A 21,472-nucleotide genomic window follows, 5' to 3' on the forward strand; every position below is an offset into this window, starting at 1 on the left:
ACCCGTTCTCCGGCGAGCCGGGCGCCCGCCTCTACCGCACCGGCGACCTGGCCCGGTGGCGCGCCGACGGCACGCTGGAGTACCTGGGTCGCCGCGACAACCAGGTCAAGATCCGCGGCATGCGGGTCGAGCTGGGCGAGATCGAGGCGGCGCTGCTGGCCCGCCCGGACGTGCGGGCGGCGGCGGTCGTGGTGCGCGCCGACTCCGGCGAGCCGACTCTGGTCGGCTACCTGGTCGGGACCGTCGACGAGTCGGCGCTCGCCGCTGACCTGGCGCGTGAGCTGCCGGCGCATCTGGTGCCGTCGGCGTTCGTCCGGCTCGACGCGCTGCCGCTGACCCCGAACGGCAAGCTGGACCCGGCGGCGCTGCCCGCCCCGGCCGCCGGCGAGGCCGCCGACGCGTTCGTCGCCCCCCGCACCGACGCCGAGGCGCTGGTCGCCGAGGTCTACGCCGAGATCCTCCAGGTGGACAAGGTCGGGGCGCTGGACGACTTCTTCGCCCTCGGCGGCAACTCGCTGCGCGGCATGCGGGCGATGGCCCGCATCCGCGCCGAGGTGGACGTGGACCTGCCGATGCGGGCGCTGTTCAGCACCCCGGTGGTGGCCGACCTGGCCGCCCAGATCGAGCAGCGGATCGCCGCCGAACTCGACGAGCTCTCCGACACCGAGGTCGCCGCGCTGCTCGCGGCGGAGAAGGACGCCCCGTCATGACCGACCTGAAGGATCCGGCCCGGGACGCGGCCCGGCAGGCGCTGATCGCGCAACGCCTGCGCAGGCGGCAGGCCGCCCCGCCCACGGCCCGGATCACCCCGCGTCCGCCGGACGCCGAGGTGCCGCTGTCGTATGCCCAGGAGCGGGTCTGGTTCATGGACCAGCTCGCCCCGGGCGAGGCGGCGTACCACATCGCGGTGCCGCTGCGGGTGCACGGGCCGCTTGACGTCGCGGCGCTGCGCCGGGCGCTGGCGGAGCTGACCCGGCGGCACGAGTCGCTGCGCACCCGGTTCCCGGCCGACGCCGACGGCCGGCCGACCGTCGTGATCGAGGAGGCGGTGACCGTTCCACTGGCCATCGTGGACGCCGCCGACGAAAGCGCCGGGCAGGCGCTGGTGGACGCCGCCGCCGCCGAGCCGTTCGACCTGGCGAACGGGCCGCTGCTGCGGGCCCTGCTGATCCGGCTGGCCGCCGACGAGCACGTGCTGTTCCTCGGCAAGCACCACATCGTCGGTGACGGCTGGTCGGTCGACGTGCTGCTGCGTGACCTGATCACCCTCTACCGGGGCGGTCAGCCGCCCACCCTGCCCGTCCAGTACGGCGACTTCGCCCACTGGGAGGCCCGGGAGCTGGACGGGCCGCAGGCCCGCCGGCACCTGGACTTCTGGAAGCAGCGGCTGGCCGGGATCACCCCGCTGGAGCTGCCGCTGGACCTGCCCCGCCCGGCCACCCAGACCTACGCCGGCGACTTCGTCGAGTTCCAGCTGGACCGGGCGGGCACCGACGGGCTGAACGCGCTCACCCGCTCCTACGGCGGCACGCTGTTCATGACGCTGCTCGCGGCGTACCAGGTGCTGCTGTCCCGGCACACCGGGCAGGACGACTTCGCCGTCGGGGCGTCGGTGGCCGGTCGTTCCGCGCCGGAGCTGGAGAACGTGGTCGGCATGTTCATCAACATGCTGCCGCTGCGGGCCGAGCTGGCCGGTGACCCCACCTTCACCGAACTGCTCGCGCGTACCCGGCGTAGCGTGCTGGACGGCCTGGAGCACGCCGAGGTGCCGTTCGCCAAGGTGGTGCACGAGCTGGGGCTGCCCCGCGACGTGAGCCGCTCGCCGGTGTTCCAGGCGATGTTCGTGCTGCAGAACTACGAGATGGGCCGGTTCACCGAGGTGTCGGACGCCGCCGGGGTCACCTTCGAGTGGACGCCGATGGAGCTGCGCGCCACCCGCTTCGACTTCGAGCTGCACGCCGTCGAGACGACCGACGGGCTCTGGGGCAAGCTGGTCTTCAACACCGACCTGTTCACCCGGGACACGGTGCAGCGGATCGCGCAGCGGCTCACCACGCTGCTGCGGGCGGTGGTGGCCGCCCCGGACACCCCGGTCTCCGCGCTGGACCTGCTCCCGGCGGGCGAGCGGGAGCTGCTGGCCGGGTGGAACGACACCGCCGCCGACTTCCCGACCGCCCAGACGCTGCACGCCCCGATCGAGGAGCGGGCCGCCCGTACCCCCGACGCCGTGGCGCTCACCTTCGAGGGCCGTGGTGTCACCTACGCCGAGCTGAACGCCGCGGCGAACCGGATCGCGCACCGGCTGCGCGGCGCCGGGGTGGGCCCGGAGACCCTGGTCGGGGTCTGCGCGGAGCGGTCGGTGGAGCTGGTCGCCGGCCTGCTGGGCGTGCTCAAGGCAGGCGGCGCCTACCTGCCGCTGGACCCGGAGTACCCGGCCGACCGGCTCGCGTTCATGCTCACCGACGCGGACGCGCCCGTGGTGCTGGTGCAGGAACACCTGCGCGACGTGCTGCCGGCCACCGGCGCGCAGGTGCTGGCGCTGGACGACGCGGCGCTCTGGGCCGACCAGCCCGCCGAGGACCCGACGCCGTCGGCCGGGCCGGAGCACCTGGCGTACGTCATCTACACCTCCGGCTCCACCGGCCGCCCGAAGGGGGTGCCGAACACCCACCGGGGCATCGTCAACCGGCTCGACTGGATGCAGCAGACCTACCGGCTGGGCGCCGACGACGCCGTGTTGCAGAAGACCCCGGCCAGCTTCGACGTCTCGGTGTGGGAGTTCTTCTGGCCGCTGCGCGAGGGCGCCCGGCTGGTGGTGGCGAAGCCCGGCGGGCACAAGGACGCCGGCTACCTGCGCGACCTGCTGGTCGGCGAGCGGGTCACCACCGCCCACTTCGTCCCGTCCATGCTGACCGTCTTCCTCGTCGAGGACGGCGTCGAGGCGGCCACGGCGCTGCGCCGGGTGATCTGCTCCGGTGAGGAACTGCCGCTGGCCTCCGCGGTCGACTTCACCGCCCGACTGCCCTGGTGCGGGCTGCACAACCTGTACGGTCCGACCGAGGCGGCCATCGACGTCAGCTCCTGGCGGTGCGATCCGGCGCTGCTGGCCGGGCTGACCGGCGTGCCGATCGGCGCGCCGATCGCCAACCTGCGGCTGCACGTGCTGGACGCCGCCGGCAACGAGTGCCCCGTCGGGGTCGCCGGTGAGCTGCACATCGGCGGGGTGGGGCTGGCCCGCGGCTACCACCGTCGGCCCGCGCTCACGGCGGAGAAGTTCGTGCCCGACCCGTTCTCCGGCGAGCCGGGCGCCCGCCTCTACCGCACCGGCGACCTGGCCCGCTGGGTGGTCGCCCCGACCGCGTCCGGGGTCGCTCCGGCCGTACCCGCTCCGGCGGTCGACGCCGGGCCCACCGCGACCGGCCCGACGGCCGGGACCGGCGACGTGGCCGGCCGGCCGACCGGGGTGATCGAGTTCCTCGGCCGCATCGACCACCAGGTCAAGCTGCGCGGCCTGCGCATCGAGCTGGGCGAGATCGAGAGCGCGCTGCGCGAGCAGCCCGGGGTCACCGAGGCGGCGGTGATCGTCCGCGAGGACAGCCCCGGCGACAAGCGGCTGACCGCCTACCTGGTGGGCGCAGCCGAGCACGCCGAGGTGAAGGCGGCGCTGAAGGAGACGCTGCCCGAGTACATGGTGCCGAGCGCGATCGTCGGTCTGGACGCGTTGCCCCTGAGCCCGAACGGCAAGCTCGACCGCCGGGCGCTGCCCGCCCCGGTGGTCACCCGCGAGGCGTCGGTGGCGCTGGTGGAGCCGCGCGACGACACCGAGCGCCTGCTGGCCGGGATCTGGTCGGAGGTGCTCGGCGTCGACACGCTCGGCATCGACGACGACTTCTTCGACCTCGGCGGGCATTCCATGCTCGCCACCCAGGTGGTCGCGAAGATCCGCAAGGCCGGGCACGGCGGGCGGCCGGTGGGCGTGATGGACCTGTTCCAGCAGCGGACCATCCGCGACCTGGCCGCCTTCATGGCCGGCAGCGCCGGGTCGGAGGGGCCGCGCCGGCTGCTCTACGAGCTGACCAAGCCGATCCCGGCGGCGCAGCGGGTGCTCACCTACGTCTGCGTCCCCTACGGCGGCGGCAGCGCGATCGTCTACCAGCCGCTGGCGGACGCGCTGCCCGCCGGGTACGCGCTCTGGTCGCTGGCCATCCCCGGCCACGACGTCGGCCTCACCGAGGACGGCCTGCCCTTCGACGAGCTGACCAGCCGGGTCGCCGAGGAGATCCTGGAGCGCATCGAGGGCCCAGTCGCCCTGTACGGCCACTGCGGCGTGGGCAGCGCGATCGTCGCCGAGGTGGCCCGCAAGGTCGAGGTGGCCGGGCGGAACCTGACGGCGCTCTACATCGGGGCGATGTTCCCGTTCGCCCGCCCGAAGGGCGTGTTCGCCGCGATGCGCAACCGGCTGGAGCAGCTGCGCAGCAACCGGCACTACGCGAGCTGGCTCAAGTCGATGGGGGTGGACACCGACGAGCTGGAGCCGGAGCAGGCCGACCGGATCATCAGCAACATGCGGGCCGACTCCCGCGCCTCCGAGGAGTACTTCACCGGGCTACTCGACCGGCGGGCGCCCAAGCTGCGCGTGCCGATCATCTCGGTGGTCGGCTCCGAGGACCCGGTCACCGACTACCACACCGAGCGGTACGCCGAGTGGCAGTTCCTCAGCGACACCCTCGGCCTGGTGGTGCTGGACCAGGCCGGGCACTTCTTCCTGAAGTACCGCGCCGACGAGCTGGCCGAGATCGTCACGCGGGTCCACCCCGCGGTCGTGGCCGGCGACGTCGCGGAACTCACCCCTGCCGCCAGGGGCGAGGACGCCGGTTGGGTGGTCGCCGACCACCAGCGGATCGGCCTGGACGACCGGCCGGAGAAGGCGGTGGTCACGCCCTCCATGGCCCGGTTCGTCGCGGTCACCGCCGGGCAGCTCGTCTCCACCACCGGCTCCGCGCTGACCGCGTTCGCCCTGCCCATCTGGCTGTTCACCCGCACCGGCTCGGTGGCCGACCTGGGGATGCTCTGGGCCCTGGCGCTGATCTGCGGCGTGCTGATGCTGCCGATCGCCGGCGCGGTCACCGACCGGATCAGCCGCCGGAAGATCATGATGATCGCCAGCTCCAGCGCCGGCGCCATCCAACTGGTCCTCGCCGCGCTGCTCTGGACCGACAACCTCCAGCTCTGGAACATCTACCTCCTGGTGGCGCTGAGCCAGGTCGCCGGGTCGTTCCAGCGCATCGCGTTCCAGTCGGCGGTGCCGCAGCTGGTGCCGAAGCGCTACCTCGGCCACGCCATGGGCATCACCCAGCTCACCAACGGCTTCGCCATGCTGCTGATGCCGGTCTTCGCCGCCGGCCTGCTGGCCGCCATCGAGCTCAGGGGCATCCTGCTGATCGACGTGGCCAGCTACGTGGTGGCGGTGCTGACCCTGGCCGTGGTCCGCTTCCCCGACCTGCTCGGCTGGCGGCCGAAGGAACGGCTGCTCGTCGCCATCGCCAACGGGCTGCGCTACTCCTGGCAGCACCGCGGTTTCCGGTTGATGCTCGGCTACTTCGCGCTGGGCAACATCTTCCTGGCGCCCGCGCTGGTGCTCACCACGCCGCTGGTGCTCTCCTTCGGCACCGCCACCCAGGTGGCGCAGGTGGCGTTGGCCGAGGCGCTCGGCGCGGTGGCCGGCGGTGTGCTCATGTCCGTCTGGGGCGGGCCCCGGCGGCGGCGGATGATCGGCGTGCTCATCGGCAACCTGGGCACCGCGGTCGGCTGCGTGCTGATCGGCCTGGACGCCTCGCTGGCGATGATCTGTGTCGGCGCGTTCTGGCTGGCCATGGCGATGACCACGGCGCAGTCCATCTACGCCACCATCGTCCAGGTCAAGGTGCCGCAGCGCTTCCACGGCCGGGTTTTCAGCCTGAACCAGACCATCTCCTGGTCGACGCTGCCGATCGGGTTCGCGCTGCTCGCCCCGGGCGCGACGGCCCTGTTCGAGCCGATGCTCGCCCCGGGCGGGGCGTTGGCCGGGTCGGTGGGCGCGGTGATCGGCACCGGCGAGGGCCGCGGCATCGGTTTCGCCTACGTCTGCTTCGGCGCGGCGTTGGTGCTGATCACCCTCGGCGGGTTCGCGATCCGGCTGCTGCGCCGCTTCGACCTGGAGGTGCCGGATTCGTTGCCGGACGACCTGATCGGCGCGCAGGAGCGGGAGCGCCGGCTGGCGGCCCGCGCCGCCGAACGCGAGCAGGAGCGGGTGCCGGTGGCGGCCTGACCGGCGGGGGACCGCCGCGGTGCCGCATCGGCACCGCGGCGGCGCCCACCGGCCGCGTCCCACAGCCTCCTGGGGCGGCGACGACTGGTCCTGGCTGGCCGATGATCTCGCAACCGCATCGGGACAGCGCCGGACAACACCGTCGTTTCCGCCGCGCCTTGATCCCGCGCCTTAGCGTGGCTGGGTGGCAGCACCCCGCATGGCACCGCCGTCGGAGATGAGCCGCCGGCTGACGTTCCTGTTCGCGGTGGCGGCGGGAGTGGCCATCGGCAACCTGTACTGGGCGCAGCCGCTACTCGGCTTCATCGCCGGCGACCTGCGCGCCGCGACCGCGACGGCCGGCTGGCTCGTCACCGCGACGCAGGTCGGGTACGCCGTCGGCGTGCTGCTGCTCGTGCCGCTCGGCGACACGCTGGACCGCCGCCGGTTCGTTCCGGTGATGCTGCTGACCTCGGCCGCCGCACTGCTGCTGTGCGCGCTGGCGCCGTCGATCGGCGTACTCCTGCTCGCACTGGGCGTGCTCGGCGTGACAACGGTTTCCGGGCAGGTCCTCACCCCGCTCGCCGGGGACCTTGCCGGCGACGCCCACCGCGGCCGGGTCGTCGCTACCATCGGGTCCGGGACCCTCACCGGTATCCTGGCCTCCCGCACGATCAGCGGGTTCGTCGCCGATGCCGCCGGGTGGCGTGCGATCTTCGCTCTCGCCGCGGTCGTCGCCGTCCTGCTCGCGGTCCTGCTTCATCGCGCGATTCCACCGCTGGCACCGCGGACGCGCATGCCGTACCCGGCGCTCATCGCCTCGGTCGGCGCGGTGGTCATGCGCGAGCGGGCGGCCCGATGGACGCTGGTCCTCGCCGCCACCGGGTTCGCCGCGTTCTCGCTGTTCTGGACGGCGCTGACGTTCCTGCTGAGCGGCCCACCGTTCCGGTACCCGGTAGCGGTGATCGGGTTGTTCGGGTTGGCCGGCCTCGCCGGTGTCCCTTCCGGCCTGCACGGCGGTCGTCTGCACGACGGTGGTTGGTCGCTTCCGGCCACCGGCGCGGCCTGGGTACTGGCCCTCGGCGCCTTCGTCGTCGCGGCGTTCGCCGGCCGGTCCGTCGTACTCATCATCATCGTGATCATCGTGATCGATGTTGTCCTCCAGACGCAGGCCCTCCTCAACCGGGCGCGGCTGTTCGCCCTCTCCCACGAGGCCCGCAGCCGGCTCAACACGGCGCTGGCCACCGGCAACTTCATCGGCGCTGCGATCGGCTCCGCCGCCGCGACCGCGCTCTGGTCCGCGGGCGGCTGGACAGCGGTCACGATCGCGGGAGCGGCACTGTGCTGCTTCGCGCTCACCGTGTGGGCGCTCGGACGTCGGGGCCCACTCGTGATCGCTTCGCCGTCTGGGGCAGATGAGTGCACATGATCATGAAGATGTCGATTGCGGGGAGTTCGGAGGCTTGGCCTTCTGCGGGTAGATCGTTTCGTGACGGGCCAGCATGGCAACGAACTCGCCGATCTTCCGCTCACGGGTCTGCGCCCGTTTGACGGCATTGACGCGGTGGATGAGAGCGAACCGGTTGGTTTTGGTGAGTACGTCGAACATGGCCTGGGCGGCGGGGACGGCAGCGATGGCGGCGAGTAGGTCGGCCGGCACCTCGGCTTCCGACGGCGGGGCGTAGGCGGCCGCCCACCGCCCGTCCGCCTTCGCGGCTTCTACCACGACGCGGCCCGGGGGCAGCATTCGCCCCTGCGCCTCCAGCCGGGCCACGTGGGCGACGTTGCGCTGTGACCAGGAACTGCGGGGCCTGCGAGGGGTGAACCGGATCCAGGAGGTTTCCTGATCCCGTTTACGGGCCTGCCCGTCGATCCAGCCGAAACACAGGGCCTCGTCGACCGCCTGCTGCCAGGTCAGCGTCGTGACTGTGCCGCCCTTCTTGGTCAGGGCGAGCCAGACACCGGGCGACGTGGCGTGGTTGGCCGACAACCACGCGCGCAGCGCGTCGGCGTCCGCGACGATCAACTCATCCAGCTCGGCGCTCGTCATGACGGCAGGCTATAGCTACCCGTTGCCGCAGCCTCTGCCTGTGAGCCAGCCCGACTCGCCGGGGCCGGCGCGCCGGTCGCTCGGCGGACCGTCGGAGGCAGGACCTCCATGGTCAGGACGGTCTCGACGTCGGGCCGGCATGTCGGACTCCTCGTGCACGCGCCGGTTGCGGCGAGCGTCGACCACGACCACGGGCCTCTGACAATCGCCAGCGCCATCCACGGTGGCGGCCACACGCCGTACGAGCCGGCGACGCCCGGCGACCCAGCCGCGCACCTCAACCGCCCGGTCGGCGGCGTGACAGCGCGTTGCGGACGAGGTCGCGCCTCGACCGGGGGAATATGGAGCAAGGCGCTGCTGGTGTTGCCGAGGGAGCGTCGTCGCGCTGATCGCGGCTGGGCGCGGCGAACCGTTCGCACCCGCCGGGCTGGTGTTTCGGGGATGGGTGGCCGTCGCGGATGCGCTGGCGCGGCCTGCTACCGAGGGGCGAGACCACGCCGGGGCGATGGTTGGAAAATAGTTCCCCCGGGGGCGTCCAGAACAGGGGTGGCGGCTTCGACCAGGAGCCGCGACCCGGATGAGGAGCGCCGGACGGAGAGGACGCGGTATGAAGTACATGATCATGATGTTCGGTGGGGTCGGTGAGACGCTCGCGAACCGGTCGCCGGAGTGGATTGCCGGCATGCAGAAGCTCATGATGGAGATCGACGGTGAGCTGCGGGAGAACGGCGAGTTGGTGGCGAGCGACGCGCTCGTCGACCCGGCGCAGGCGAGCACCGTGCGCTTCCACAACGGCGCGCCGCTGCCGACGGACGGGCCGTTCGCGGAGGTGAAGGAGTCTCTCGCGGGCTTCTGGATCGTCGAGGTGAGCGAGGAGCGGGCCATTGAGATCGCGTCGCGGGCGGTCGCCTACATCGAGTTCCCGATGGAGGTCCGCCGCCTCATGGACCACCAGCCGCCCCAGTCGTGAAGCGGTGGTGAGCGACCAGTCCGTCGGGGACCTGCTGCGCGAACTCGCGCCGCGGGTCCTCGGCACGCTGGTGCGCCGGCACGGGCAGTTCGGCGCCACTCGATCCACCACCCGGCGAAGCTACCCGACAGGGACCACCACCGCGCTCCCCCAACCTGTGCGCGCGCAGCCACTGGTGATGACTTTGAAGTGCGAGCGACTCTGTCCGCCGCCCGCACGCCGACCCGCCCGCCACAGCGATCGCGGCTCCTTGCCGCAGGCGTTTCGTCATGGCTGGCAGCGGCTCGGCCCAACCCAATAGTCACCGACGGCACCCGGTGCGCGCTCGTCCCCCTCGGGCAATCGCGCGACGCAGGGGGACCTGCCGCCGGACCAGGGGACGGACGGCTCGGCTCACGCCCCGACTCCGCGGCCAACCGGGTAAAGGAGCTGCCGGATGTTCTTTGGCAGCTCGGCTTCCAGGTCCTCGAGTTCCTCGGCGCTCACCGCCTCGCGCAGGGTGATCAATACCGCGCGGGCGCCGTCAGCGGTCCGCTGGTCATCCAGTCCCGTGCGCGCCCGTACCTCATTGAGGAACTCCACGAGGTCAAGCTGTTCGGCGAAGTCCACTTCCTTGTGCAGGTACCCTCGGAACTCCTCGGGAAGCTGCGTGGCCAGGTCGCGGCCTCGCCGCCACTGATCCGTTGCGTCAATGTCGTGAGCGTGGCGCGGATGACGTTCGCTGCCTCCGTCGCCGGCATTCCCGCCCGCTTCCCCACCGCTTCGAGAAACTCGGCGTAGTTCACGGGTTCTCCCTCCCCGGACCGGCGTCGCGTCCCCAATTTCGAGGCGACGAGCGCCGCTTACCCGAGCGCTGTCTGGCAAAACGGCGCCTGTGGAGGCAGGCTGCGCGACGCGGCCGTAACTGCCTGAGGCCAACGGCGGGCCGGAACTCCTCGGCTTCTCGAGCGACGATCCGGCAGGTTACCGGCGAAGAACTCGGGCCTGCGTAGCCGGTCGGACCATGGTGAGGAACATGGCTAGGGCGATGGCCTGGATGCCGGCCACGGTAACGATCACGGCGGTGATCGAGTAGTCGTAGAGGGCTCCGGTGAGCAGCCCGCCGACCAGGGTCGCCGCGCCCAACCCAGCGGCGAAGATGCCGTACGCGGTGCCCCGCCGCGCGGCGGGGACGATGTCGGCGATGGTCGCACGCATAGTGGATTCCTGGATGCCGAGCACCGCGCCCCAGGCCAGGATCCCGGCGACTGCGGTCACCGGGGTCGTGGTGAACGCTGCCAACGGGATCAGGGCGGCCAGCACGGGTACGGCGGCCAGTACCCGGACGCCGGCCCGGTCGTACAACCACCCGGTGGCCAGCGCGGCGAGCGCGTCGACACCCATCGCGGCGGCGTACACGACGGGGACCACCGCCACCGGTACGACGTGGCGGGTGGCGAGGTGGAAGCTGAGCACTCCGAAGGTGGCGAAGCCGGCCGTGGTCAGCACCGTGAACGCCAGATAGGTCCAGAACACGCGGGGCAGCCGGCCGCCCGGCGGGGCGGGCGCGGCGCCGGGTCGAGGGCCCGGTTCGAAGCGACGCGGGTCGGGAACCCCGGCGCGTAGCCACAGCAGCACGAGCATCGCCGCCACGGCGGGTACGGCCAGGGCGAGGAACGCGGGCCGGTAGTTGTGGGCGGTGGCGGCCAGTACGGCGGCGACCAGCAACGGCCCGGCGACGCCGCCGGCCTGGTCGAGCGCCTCATGGACGGCGAAGCCCTTGCCGCGGCCGACTGCCGCAGCGGCGTGCGAGAGCATGACGTCCCTGGCCGGGCCGCGGATCGCCTTGCCGGCGCGCTCCGCGACGAACAGGGCCGCGGCCAGCCACAGCGCGGTGGTCAGCCCGAGAGCGGGCACGGCGATCATGGTCACGGCGTAGCCGACCAGGACGAGCGGCCAGTAGGCGCGGGTCCGGTCCGCGAGGGGTCCGGTGGCCAGCCGCCCGGCCAGGGCGGTCGCCTCGCCGGCGCCGGTGACCAGCCCGACGACGGTCGCGGATGCGCCGAAGGTGGCCAGGTAGGGGCCGATGACCGACCGGGCGCCCTCGTACACCACGTCCGACAGCAGGCTGACAACACCGAAGGCGGTCACGAACCGCCACGGCGTCCACCTGGTGGTGAGCGCGGTGACTCTCACCCGTGCAGTCTGGACTACCGGCAAGCTGCCCGGGTGTGGATCGCCCGACTACCGTTTGCCGGGGAGAACCGAGGAGCCGAGCCATGCAGGCAACCACAGTCGTCAACCTGAAGGGCCACCGCGACGACCCGGCGTACGCCGACGTGGTCTACGTCGGGCGCGCCATGTATCGCGGCGGCTGGCAACTCCCTCGCTCCCCGTTGTCCAGCCCGTACCGCCCCGGCCCGGACGGTACCCGGGACGAGGTCGTCGAGAAGTACCGCGCATACCTGCTCGACAGCCCCGAACTGCTCGCCCTCCTCCCGGGACTGCGCGGGCGCAGGCTCGGCTGCTGGTGTGTGCCGGAGCGCTGTCACGCCGAGGTGATCGCAGAACTCGCCGACTCGCCGCCGGCGTCGAGCCTCCGGTAGGAGTCCGGCGGAGCTGTTTAGTCGACGTGGTCCGCACGGGGCACGGTGCGGAGATGGAGGAACTCCGTCACGCCGATCATGCCGACGAGTTGGCGGACCACCGGCGGCATGTCGCGGCGGGTGGGGTCGTGCACGAGGCGGGGACCGGTGAGGGGCACGCGCCGGCCGCGGATCTCCAGCTCACAGCCGCCGGCGGCCAGCACGTTCCTCGCCCAGTCGCCCACCCCGTAGGTCAGGGCGGCGACGTAACCGTCGGACGTCCGGAAGATGTTGATCGGCGTGCGGTACTCGCGACCGGAGCGGCGGCCGCGATGGATGATGACGCCGAAGCCGGGCAGCCGAGCGGCCAGCGGACCGGTCACCCGGTTGGTGACGACCCGGTTGAACCGCGCCAACCGCTTGGGTAACACCATGGCCACCATGTTCCCCGCAGGGCGATCGAAGCGTCGGCCGACACGTCGATCGCTGCATTTGGTCTTGCTACCGGCCGACCGGTTGCTCAGCTGTTCTGTGGGAAGCCGAGGTTCACGCCGCCGTGGGACGGATCGAGCCACCTGCTGGTGACCACCTTGGCCCTGGTGAAGAAGTGCACACCGTGCGGCCCGTACGCGTGCGAGTCACCGAACAGTGAGTCCTTCCACCCCCCGAACGAGTAGTACGAGACCGGAACCGGGATCGCCACGTTGACGCCGACCATGCCGACCTCGATTTCATTCTGGTACCGCCGCGCGGCGCACGTCGCCGGTGCCGCGCTGCGCTCCCCCGGCACGCAGCTCTACCACCGCTTGGATGACGTGCGACTGCGCGGCCTGCTGCACCTGCTGCGCGAGGACGAGCGGGTCGTGGCGTTGGAGTCGGGCCCTGGTTCGTGGGCCGCGCCGTTTGGAGGCTGTGCGGTTGGCGCCGGGTGATGACGCGGCGGCAGTCACAGCCGGGCACTGCGGGACATCGTGGGGCGGCTGATCGGCTGGCCAGTGGCAGGCGGGTGATTCGAACATCCCAGGTCCGCCGCTGGGACTCCTGGCACCGCCACGCCACCCTCGCCCTGGCCGCCCTCGCCGTCCTGGCGATCTGCGCCGCTGACGCCGCCACCGACGGAGCCGACGATCCCACCGACACCAAATTGATCAAGCTGACCGTCAACGAAGTCCGCCGTCTGATCAACACCTTCATCATCCAGCCGATCCGCGACCTCGCTCACCGTCTGCGCTGGTCACAGTGGCGCCACCAAGTCGACATCCAACACATGCTCGCGGTCGAACAGAGCCGGCAACAACTCAGGCTTCCGGGGGCAGCATTTGATCCTGCTGCCGGCCCCGGAAGGTCTCCAGCAGCCTCAGCCAGACCTCACTGATCGTCGGGAACGCGGGCACGGCATGCCAGAGCCGTTCCACCGGCACTTCGCATGCGACCGTGACGGTGGCCGAGTGCAGCAGTTCCCCGACGCCGGGCCCGACGAAGGTGACTCCCGCTACCGTGCCGCGGTCCACATCGACCAGCATGCGGGCCTGGCCGCGATAGCCCTCGGCGTACTGGTGCGCGCCCGCGACACGTGCGATGTCGTAGTCGACCACCTCGATCCGGCGTCCGGCCCGCTCCGCCTCGCGCGTGGTCAGGCCGACGGACGCGACCTCCGGATCGGTGAAGACGACCTGCGGCACAGCCGCGCCGTCGGCGGTCGTGGCGTGCACGCCCCACCTGGCGTCGTCGACCGGCTCTCTCTTGGCGCGGGCGCCGATGGCGGCACCGACGATCCGGGCCTGGTACTTCCCCTGATGAGTCAGCAGTGCCCGGTGGTTGACATCGCCGGCGGCGTAGAGCCAGCCGTCGGCGACGGCGGTCACCCGCCCGGTGTCGTCCACGGTCAGCCAGTCGCCCGCGGTGAGACCAACGGTCTCCAGGCCGAGGTCCGCCGTCCGCGGGGCTCTGCCCGTGGCGAACAGGATCTCATCGGCGACCAGTTCTGCGCCGTCGGCCAGCGTCATCCGCACCTCGCCGTCCTCGCGCGCCACGTATGTCACAGAGGCCCCGAACCGGATGTCAACGCCGGCTTCGCGAAGCCCGTCCGCGACCAGCTCGCCGGCGAACGGCTCCATCCTCGGCAGCAGTCCGGCGTCGCCGCGGACCAGCATGGTCACCTGGGCGCCGAGCGCCTGCCAGGCGGTTGCCATCTCGACGGCCACCACGCCGCCGCCGACGATCGCGAGACGGCCTGGTACGTGGTCTGCGCTGGTGGCCTCACGGCTGGTCCAGGGGCGTACGGTGTCGAGTCCGGGTGTGTCGGGCAGGGCCGCGCTGGTGCCGGTGCAAATGGCGACGGCGTGCCGTGCGGTCAGCCGGACGGTGTCGCCGTCAGGGGTCTGCACCGCCACCTGGCGGGGGCCGACGAGCCGGCCGTGGCCGCGTATCAGGTCGACGGAAACCGCGTCCAGCCAGTCGACCTGGGCCTCGTCGTTCCAGTACGCGGACATCTTGTCACGATGCGCGAGGACCGCCTCGACGTCCAGCGGCCCGACCACCGCCCGGCGCAGCCCGGGGACGCGGCGGGCGTCGGCGCGTGCCAGCACCGGCCGCAGCAGCGCCTTGCTGGGCTCGCAGGCCCAGTACGAGCACTCGCCGCCGAGCAGTTCGCGCTCCACGATCACGCTGCTGAGCCCGGCGGCGCTGGCCCGGTCGGCCACGTTCTCGCCGACCGGGCCAGCGCCGATGACGACCACGTCGTAGGTGCGCGGTGCCTCGTTCGTCACTGCCACCTCCATCACTGCGTCTGAAACTCTGTCAAGCTTGCGGCTTCCGCAGAAGCGGGGCTGCCGGGCCGAGGCGCCCTGGTCGTGCCTGCGGTACGCCGGCTCGCCGCCGAAGCGCCCGCTGATGCCGCTGCATGCCGGCGATGGTGCCCGAGGCCGCGCCTCGGGTCGCCGAGGAGGGCCGTGAGCCTGGCCTGGATCTCGGCTGAACGCCGTTGTGCCCTGGTCCCCGGTCGGCCCAGCCGCGCCACCGTACGGCGTATGGCTGTGGTCACGCTCAGGCCGCGGAGGGCGCCCCGGCGGCAGCCGCCTCTCGGTGCCTGGCCCTGCCCTGCGACGCACTGGTCCTTCATCGGGGAGCTGCGCGGCGACGCGGCCGACGAGATCCAATGCGCATCGAGGGCGGAGCGGGCCGGCCGCCACGTAGGCTGGTCCCGTCCCGTCGTGCCCTCGGCGACTGAGGTGGTGTCAGCGACCGGGGGCCCGCTTCTTGACCTCCTGGAGTACCCAGCCGTTGCCGTCCGGGTCGCTGAAGGTGGCGAAGGAGCCGTAGTCGGCACGGGCGGGTTGCGGGCCGGCGATCCGCGCCTGGCCGGCGGCGCGGTGGACGATGTCTCCGCCGTCGTGGCCGTGGTATATCAGTCCGCCGGCATCGTGGAACACCTCGCTCACCTCGATGCCGCGACCCACGAGCTCCGCGCGGGCCTCCTCGATGTCCGAGACGACGAGGTACAGGCCCTGGGCCGAGCCGGGTGCGGCGGAAGTGATCCCAGTGCCGAACATGATCGAGCCCTCGGAACCGGGCGGCGTGAAGTGCACCGCCCGCCACTCCTCGCTGACGGCCTTGTCGACATCCAGGCGGAATCCCGCCGCCTCGTAGAAAGCCTTGGCCCGATCGACGTCGGATACCGGCAGCATGATGAGTTCGAGCTTCAGATCCACGGGATGTCCTTCCATCGCCTCGGTCGCATAGCGGACCGTCAGGGCACCTCTGCGGTCGCGGAGTGAAGCATATCGTCCTAGATGTACACCTATTGGCGAATCGTCAGGCGGTCCGGACTGAGCCCCCTTCACGCATGGGAGCAGTTGCTCCTACTCCGGGTTGGGGAAGCTTGGAGGGCCACGATGAGTACTGCGGTGACGAGAGTCATCGACCCGTGCAACAACCTGGCGCTGCGCAAGGCGGCCCCTCGGCGCGACCCGAGACAAGGCGCTGGCCTCGTCCGGTCTTCGTGCGACGCAGTTCAGCACCCGGCAGAAGCTCGGTGCTCACGGAGACATAACATCGGCAGCCTCGCTGACATGATCGCCATGGACTGCACGGCGATGGCCTCGGACCTCAAGCCGCTCGCGAGGGAAACCTTGACCGACGGCGTACGCGCCGGGAGTCCTCGGCCGGGACGATCAGCCGGTCAGCGCGGCGGGGGCGACGAGGAGCCGAAACCGGTGTCGAGGTCCGGCTGGCCAGGCATCGGTGGGCCTTCCTGCCCGCCGTGGGCAAGGCGACTGCGCCGATAGCCGTAGAGGAAGTAGACGACGATCCCCACCGCCATCCAGGCGAAGAACCGCAGCCAGGTCTCGACGGTGAGGAACAGCATCAGCACGGCGCAGGCAACCATCGCGAGAACCGGAATCACCGGCCCCCAGGGGACGCGGAAGCCGCGAGGCAGGTCCGGCCGGGTACGGCGCAACAGAATGACCGCCGCCGCGACGAGGACGAACGCGAACAGGGTGCCGATGTTGACCAGTTCGGCGAGTTCCTCCAGCGGGATGAACCCGGCGAGCACGGCCACCACCACGCCCACGATGACGGTGATGCGGTGCGGGGTGCCGAAGCGCGGATGCACCCGCGCCAACCAGCGCGGCAGCAACCCGTCACGACTCATGGCGAACGCGACCCGGCTCTGCCCCAGCATCAGGATCATGACCACCGTGGTCAGCCCGGCGAGAGCGCCGACGGTGATCAAGTTGGCGATGAACGGCTGCCCGACGGCCTGGAACGCCGCAGCGAGCGGTGCCTCCGTGTCCAGCTCGGCGTAGTTCTGCATGCCCACCACCACCAGTGAGACGGCGACGTAGAGCGTGGTGCAGACAGCCAGCGAACCGAGGATCCCGCGCGGCACGTCGCGATGCGGCACCCGGGTCTCCTCGGCCGCGGTGGCCACGATGTCGAAGCCGATGAACGCGAAGAACACCAGCGCACCCGCGGCGAAGATGCCGCTGATCCCGAAGTTGGCGGGGGCCTGCCCGAAGACGGCCTCCAGCAGGGTCGCATCGGCGCCGGCACCGCCCGACGCGGGCTCGGCCGGCGGGACGAACGGCGTGTAGTTGTCGCGCTTGACGAAGAACAGTCCGGCGACGATCACGAAGAGGACCACCGCCACCTTGATGGTGACCACCACGGCGTTCAGCCGCGACGAGATCTTGATGCCGGCGACCAGGACCGCGGTGAGGATCAACACGATCAACGCGGCGGGCAGGTTGAACGCGGCGCCCTCGCCCCCGGTGATGGCGGGCGGCAGCGTCACCCCGAGCGTCTCCAGGAGCACCGCGAGGTACTGCGACCAGCCCACGGCCACCACCGCAGCGGCGAGGACGAACTCCAGGATGAGGTCCCAGCCGATGATCCACGCGATCAGCTCGCCGAGCGCCGCGTACGAATAGGTGTAGGCGCTGCCGGCGACCGGCACGGTGGACGCGAACTCCGCGTAGCACAGCGCCGCCAGCGCGCAGGCGATGCCGGCCGCGACGAAGGACAGCGCGACCGCCGGCCCGGCAGTCTGGTTCGCGGCCACCCCGGTCAGCACGAAGATGCCCGTACCGATGATGACCCCGATGCCGAACACGGTGAGATCCAGGCCGGAGAGGTCCTTGCGAAGCCGGTGCTCCGGCTGCTCCGTGTCGCGCATCGACTGCTCGACCGATTTCCTGCGCAAGAGACTCACAACCAGTCACCTCACCGTCTCCCCGACCTGATGTTGCCCACGAATGACCCGAATCAGGACGAACAAACCTGGCGCGTCGTGCCTGCCGCGCCTTCTTGCGCAGGACCGGCGTGCCTGTCACGCCGTGCGCAGCCAGCCGAGGGTCTTCATGGTGGAGAGGCTGGTCGCCTCAAGGCCGGCGTCGGAAACAGTCCAGAGGACTCCGTCGACCACCAGTGACCGGCGGATCGGCGCCAGATCCTCGGGGCGCCCCGTGCCCCGCGTGTGGTCGACCGTGCCGACCTCGGTGAACCCGCCGTCACCGACTCGCAGAGCCAGCGCCACGTTGCTCGGCAGGCCCTTGCCGTGGACGGTCAGTGGGACCACCACCAGGCGTTCGGCCGGCCAGTAGAGGAACGCGTGCGGGTCGAACTCCGCCTCGGAGTGCCCCTGCTTGACGTGATGCTGGGCGATCCGGGTCGGCTTGGCCGGATCGGAGACGTCGAAGAGCGAGAGCTGGGTGCCCTGGACACGGCCCTGGTCGGACGCCTCCTGCCCGACACCGAGCAGCCGTCCTTCGCCGGACGGGTGCAGGTACGCCGAATACCCGTTGATCTTCAGTTCGCCGCTCACCTTCGGCGCCCTCGGATCATGCAGGTCGACGGTGTAGAGCGGGTCGGTCTGCCGGAAGGTGACGACGTACCCGGTGCCGCCGACGAACCGTACCGCGTATATCCGTTCCCCCTTGCCCAGTCCGGTGACTCTGCCGACCTGGGTCAGCGCCGTGCCGTCGGCGCGCAGGACGTACACGCTGGAGGTCGAGTTCGGCTTGTCGCCCCAGGTACGGCCACTGGTGGTGGCCACTCTCAGGTGCCCGTCCCACTCGGACATGGCGTACTGGTTGATGAGCCAGCCCGGTACGGACGCGGCGGCGACGTACCGCGGGGCACCCGCGCCCGAGATGTCGAACTGGTAGATCTCGGTGGTCTCGTCTTTGGGATCGGGTGCGATGTTCCGCGCGGTCAGCATCGGCAGCACCCGCCAGCGCTGGTCGTTGGCGACGTACAGCCGGGGTCCGTTGCTGTAGACGGTGTCGCCGTCGGCGATCACGGTGACCGGGTCGCCAGCGCCGAGCGTAGCCGCACCGAGGTCGAAGCTGAGCACGGTCACCAGCGACGTGCCGGAGTAGGCGGCCGGCCGGCTCACCCGTTCGCAGCCGACCCGTCCCGCGCTGGTTCGCCCGCCGGAGGTGACCTCGTACCGGGGCAGCCAGTCGTCGGCGGTGGCGTTGTCGATGATCTCGCGGTTGGCGGTGGTGCGCTGCTCATCGGTGGCCCGTTGCCGGTACGGGAAGTTCAGCCGGGGCGCGGAGCGGACCACGACCCGGACCGTCGTGCCCACCTGGCGGGCGTCCACCAGATTGCCGTCGATCCGGTATTCGCCGATGATCTTCGGCTCGCCGGACAGGTCGACCATGATCAGCTGGGGGCCGACGATGCCGTGCGGCATCGGGGCGCCTCCCGGGACGGCGCGCGCGCCTCCCTCGGGGACGGCCGGTTTCGCCATCCCGGCCCACCCGTCGCGGCGCAGCACCAGCGCCCGGTCACCGTGCAGCAGCAGGGCGTCTTCGGCCCCGCCGAACCCATCGGCACCCGGTGCCAGTTCCAGCTCTCCGGTCAGTCGGCGGGTGGCCGGGTCGACCACGTACAGCTTGCCGTGGCTCACGGTGACAATCCGCTTGCCGTCGGTCTTGACCAGGTCCGGTTCATCGGCCCCGGCCTCGTGGGTGTTGGTGCCCGAGTAGCCCTTGGCCGCCGCATCCGCCCGCCCCGCTGCGGCGGGCGCCTCAGCCTGTTCGGCGCGGCCGAAGCTACGCATGTCCCCGATCGGCCCGAACCCCCAGGGCCCGACGTAGGCCTTGGCAGCCGTCTTCAGCTGCCGCAGCGCCTCCGGGCAGGAGTCGAACGCGACGAGCCGCAACCCGCCGGCGGGCACTCCCCGGTCACGTGGCGGCGCGGGGGCCGGCTCCGCCGTACAGCCGGTGACCAGCGCCAGGCCGGCGACCAGGGCCAGCCCCATGACGCGAGCTGGAGTCATGACTCGGGGGACGCCGGTGGCGGCCGTTGGCTGGGGTACGTGGGCGCTGCTACCCGTCATGCCCCCTACGACGTGGCTGCCCCGGGCTGGGTTCCCGGCCGCTTCACAAAGAGTCCGGTTGATCACATTTGAAGGTAGATGTTGCGTTGCGTACATAGCACAACTCGTATGGCTACTCGCAGAGATGTGAAGCAGCATGTAGGCAAGGGTTTGGTGGGGTGGTTGACGTGGTCAGTACCTGTAAGACAATTCGGAATTTTAGCCGTTTCCCCGCCAAAGCCCAGCGGTTGGCGGATGCGGCGGCGCAGGAGCGCGAGCAGCGGCTCGGGAAGATCACCAAAAAGCGCAGCAGTAAGGCCGCGAAACTGTCAGCCGATGCTGGCGACCGGCTGCAGCGCCTGCTGGGCGACGACAACTGGACGGACTTGCGGCAACTCATGCAGCAGGAGCGGTTGACGTTTCGCGACCTGCTTCAGCCACCGCAAGGGTTGCGGTCGCCCTACGACGAACTCAACGAAGCCAGGAAACATAAGGCTGACGCATTCATGCGAAGTCGGGACATCAGCCGTGAGGCGATTGTCGCGATCGCGACCGACTACCACGAGGCGGTAGCCGACGTCTTCACGGCGGACGAGAACGTCACGGCCGGGTTCCACCTCTCGAGCAACCTCGACAAATGGCTGGGGCTGTCTCCGTTCCACGAGCACGCGCTTCCCTGGGGAGTCTACGAGCCCGACGACAGCGGCCCACACCGGTGGGAACTCTTCCGGCCGCCGTTCTTCGGGTTCAACTTCGGCTTCGTCCCGGTACACAACGACAACTTCGTCGTTGATCGCATCCATACGCTCAACCCGTCCGTCGGCGACGTCGGCATCTCGATCACAATGGACAACGGCGACGCCGGCGACTTCGACTACGCATCCGGCGACGGGTTCAGCTCGATAGCGTTCGCCTTCGTGCCGCCCACCACCGGTCTGGTCGAGGTCCTCATCGACGCGCAGTGCGTCGAGGCGACGCACCGCCTGGAAACAGAGGACGAATGGGGATGGTCGAACTCCCGCACAGGCCAGCTGAACTTCCTGATGCTCGACGTCCTGCATCCCAACGTGTCCGAGCCCTCATATGCCGAGATGTCGGTCCTCGACGAGGCGACCGACGATGACGAGAGCTTCCTGCAGGAGAAGTTGACCCGGGGTGCCCACTACTTCGCACAGCTGTTCAGCGCGGGACCGGTGCCGGCAGGTCAGTCCGTCGTCGTGTGCGCCGGGACGCGTTCGTTCGACAAGAGCGGCACCAACGACGTTGCCATTCACAGCACGTCCGACTTTCGGTGGTTCATCAGCTCCGTAGAGGTACGAGTCTCGCCGTAGGACACACCGGGACGCAGATCGGCGGGCTCAGCGGGGTCGGCTCAGCCGCTGCCATGCGCGGCGCAGGTCCGCCTGCACCGGGTGGTGAGCCGCTTCCTCGACCACTCCAGCCGGCGGGTCCTCGCCCGGATCGCGCATCTCGGCACCGGGTACCGACAGCACGACGCCCCGCTCGTACAGGTCGGCGATCTGCTCCCGGTGGGCGAAGCGGTGGGACTGCTCCGGCCCCGGCGGCGCCACGATGACGCCGTGGAAGATGTCCCACCGTTCGTCGGTGAGCACCTCCTCGACCACGCCGACGGGCGCCGAGTCGACGTCGTAGACCCGGGTGCCGACGGCGAGCGCGAGGTACGACAGCTTCGCGCCGAGATCCTGCACGACGTTCACGCTACCCGCCGCCTGATCACCAGGGGCCCGATCACGATGGTTGGTCTGGCCGTGAC

Annotated in this window: 15 protein-coding genes and 2 pseudogenes; 7 read left to right on the plus strand and 10 right to left on the minus strand. The window is 71.0% G+C overall.

Annotated features, from left to right (window positions below):
• The 3 genes from NCC78_RS01990 to NCC78_RS02000 all read left to right on the plus strand — a co-directional run.
• Positions 1-710, plus strand: a 710-nt coding sequence (locus NCC78_RS01990) for an AMP-binding enzyme (protein WP_250791326.1), incomplete at its 5' end; no start/stop codon positions are given.
• Positions 707-6,307: a non-ribosomal peptide synthetase/MFS transporter gene (locus NCC78_RS01995; RefSeq protein ID WP_250791327.1), complete on the plus strand. Its 5,601-nt coding sequence runs from the start codon at positions 707-709 to the stop codon at positions 6,305-6,307. The genes NCC78_RS01990 and NCC78_RS01995, both read left to right, overlap by 4 nt.
• Positions 6,308-6,491: 184 nt before the next feature.
• A complete protein-coding gene (locus NCC78_RS02000; protein ID WP_250791328.1) occupies positions 6,492-7,715 on the plus strand; it encodes an MFS transporter in 1,224 nt (407 codons plus the stop codon).
• Here the strand turns inward: NCC78_RS02000 and NCC78_RS02005 are convergent, their stop codons facing one another.
• Entirely contained in the window at positions 7,716-8,336 is a 621-nt protein-coding gene (locus tag NCC78_RS02005; RefSeq protein ID WP_250791329.1) for a YdeI/OmpD-associated family protein, read from the minus strand.
• Between the two features lie 607 nt (positions 8,337-8,943).
• Between NCC78_RS02005 and NCC78_RS02010 the strand changes: the two genes are divergently transcribed.
• The gene (locus tag NCC78_RS02010; RefSeq protein WP_250791330.1) at positions 8,944-9,306 is read left to right on the plus strand and encodes a YciI family protein; all 363 of its coding nucleotides are present in this window, start codon (positions 8,944-8,946) and stop codon (positions 9,304-9,306) included.
• A 393-nt stretch (positions 9,307-9,699) separates the two neighbouring features.
• Here NCC78_RS02010 and NCC78_RS31935 read toward each other — a convergent pair.
• Positions 9,700-10,046: pseudogene (locus NCC78_RS31935) on the minus strand (DUF2267 domain-containing protein).
• A 223-nt stretch (positions 10,047-10,269) separates the two neighbouring features.
• Positions 10,270-11,481 (minus strand): MFS transporter, encoded by a 1,212-nt coding sequence (locus tag NCC78_RS02020; RefSeq protein WP_250791332.1) that lies wholly within the window; start codon positions 11,479-11,481, stop codon positions 10,270-10,272.
• Positions 11,482-11,564: 83 nt separating this feature from the next.
• Between NCC78_RS02020 and NCC78_RS02025 the strand changes: the two genes are divergently transcribed.
• Positions 11,565-11,891, plus strand: a complete 327-nt coding sequence (locus NCC78_RS02025; RefSeq protein WP_250791333.1) for a DUF4326 domain-containing protein — start codon at positions 11,565-11,567, stop codon at positions 11,889-11,891.
• Between the two features lie 17 nt (positions 11,892-11,908).
• Here NCC78_RS02025 and NCC78_RS02030 read toward each other — a convergent pair whose 3' ends face one another.
• Positions 11,909-12,304: a nitroreductase/quinone reductase family protein gene (locus tag NCC78_RS02030; RefSeq protein WP_250791334.1), complete on the minus strand. Its 396-nt coding sequence runs from the start codon at positions 12,302-12,304 to the stop codon at positions 11,909-11,911.
• Positions 12,305-12,390: 86 nt separating this feature from the next.
• A pseudogene (locus NCC78_RS02035) lies at positions 12,391-12,624 on the minus strand (aldehyde dehydrogenase family protein); the annotation flags it as partial.
• Here NCC78_RS02035 and NCC78_RS02040 point away from each other — a divergent pair.
• A complete protein-coding gene (locus NCC78_RS02040) occupies positions 12,587-12,802 on the plus strand; it encodes a hypothetical protein (RefSeq protein WP_250791393.1) in 216 nt (71 codons plus the stop codon). The pseudogene NCC78_RS02035 and the gene NCC78_RS02040 overlap by 38 nt on opposite strands.
• A 366-nt stretch (positions 12,803-13,168) precedes the next feature.
• Here the strand turns inward: NCC78_RS02040 and NCC78_RS02045 are convergent, their stop codons facing one another.
• The 4 genes from NCC78_RS02045 to NCC78_RS02060 form a co-directional block, all read right to left on the minus strand.
• Positions 13,169-14,638: a dihydrolipoyl dehydrogenase family protein gene (locus NCC78_RS02045; protein WP_250791335.1), complete on the minus strand. Its 1,470-nt coding sequence runs from the start codon at positions 14,636-14,638 to the stop codon at positions 13,169-13,171.
• Between the two features lie 468 nt (positions 14,639-15,106).
• Positions 15,107-15,580 carry a VOC family protein gene (locus NCC78_RS02050; protein ID WP_250791336.1) on the minus strand — a complete coding sequence of 158 codons (474 nt, stop codon included), beginning with the start codon at positions 15,578-15,580 and terminating at the stop codon, positions 15,107-15,109.
• Between the two features lie 470 nt (positions 15,581-16,050).
• Complete coding sequence (locus NCC78_RS02055; RefSeq protein ID WP_250791337.1) at positions 16,051-17,583, minus strand: amino acid permease; 1,533 nt, start codon at positions 17,581-17,583, stop codon at positions 16,051-16,053.
• Positions 17,584-17,700: 117 nt separating this feature from the next.
• On the minus strand, positions 17,701-19,659 hold the full coding sequence (locus tag NCC78_RS02060; protein ID WP_250791338.1) for a beta-propeller domain-containing protein: 1,959 nt from the start codon (positions 19,657-19,659) through the stop codon (positions 17,701-17,703).
• A gap of 218 nt (positions 19,660-19,877) precedes the next feature.
• Here NCC78_RS02060 and NCC78_RS02065 point away from each other — a divergent pair, with 218 nt between their 5' ends.
• Positions 19,878-21,029, plus strand: coding sequence for a hypothetical protein (locus NCC78_RS02065; protein WP_250791339.1), 1,152 nt, complete (start codon positions 19,878-19,880; stop codon positions 21,027-21,029).
• A 27-nt stretch (positions 21,030-21,056) separates the two neighbouring features.
• On the opposite strand, the gene NCC78_RS02070 is transcribed toward NCC78_RS02065, so the two are convergent.
• Positions 21,057-21,407, minus strand: a complete 351-nt coding sequence (locus NCC78_RS02070) for a PRC-barrel domain-containing protein (RefSeq protein ID WP_250791340.1) — start codon at positions 21,405-21,407, stop codon at positions 21,057-21,059.
• Positions 21,408-21,472 lie beyond the last annotated feature (65 nt).

Origin of the sequence: Micromonospora phytophila (assembly GCF_023656545.1) — a bacterium.
In the GTDB taxonomy this organism is placed as follows: Bacteria; Actinomycetota; Actinomycetes; order Mycobacteriales; family Micromonosporaceae; genus Micromonospora; species Micromonospora phytophila.

Excerpts from the sequence above, each read along its gene's own strand:
- NCC78_RS02005 (WP_250791329.1), bottom strand. The coding sequence starts at position 8,336 with ATGACGAGCGCCGAGCTGGATGAGTTGATCGTCGCGGACGCCGACGCG.
- NCC78_RS02010 (WP_250791330.1), top strand. The coding sequence starts at position 8,944 with ATGAAGTACATGATCATGATGTTCGGTGGGGTCGGTGAGACGCTCGCG.
- NCC78_RS01995 (WP_250791327.1), top strand. The coding sequence starts at position 707 with ATGACCGACCTGAAGGATCCGGCCCGGGACGCGGCCCGGCAGGCGCTG.
- NCC78_RS02040 (WP_250791393.1), top strand. The coding sequence starts at position 12,587 with ATGCCGACCTCGATTTCATTCTGGTACCGCCGCGCGGCGCACGTCGCC.
- NCC78_RS02025 (WP_250791333.1), top strand. The coding sequence starts at position 11,565 with ATGCAGGCAACCACAGTCGTCAACCTGAAGGGCCACCGCGACGACCCG.
- NCC78_RS02060 (WP_250791338.1), bottom strand. The coding sequence starts at position 19,659 with ATGACTCCAGCTCGCGTCATGGGGCTGGCCCTGGTCGCCGGCCTGGCG.
- NCC78_RS02030 (WP_250791334.1), bottom strand. The coding sequence starts at position 12,304 with ATGGTGTTACCCAAGCGGTTGGCGCGGTTCAACCGGGTCGTCACCAAC.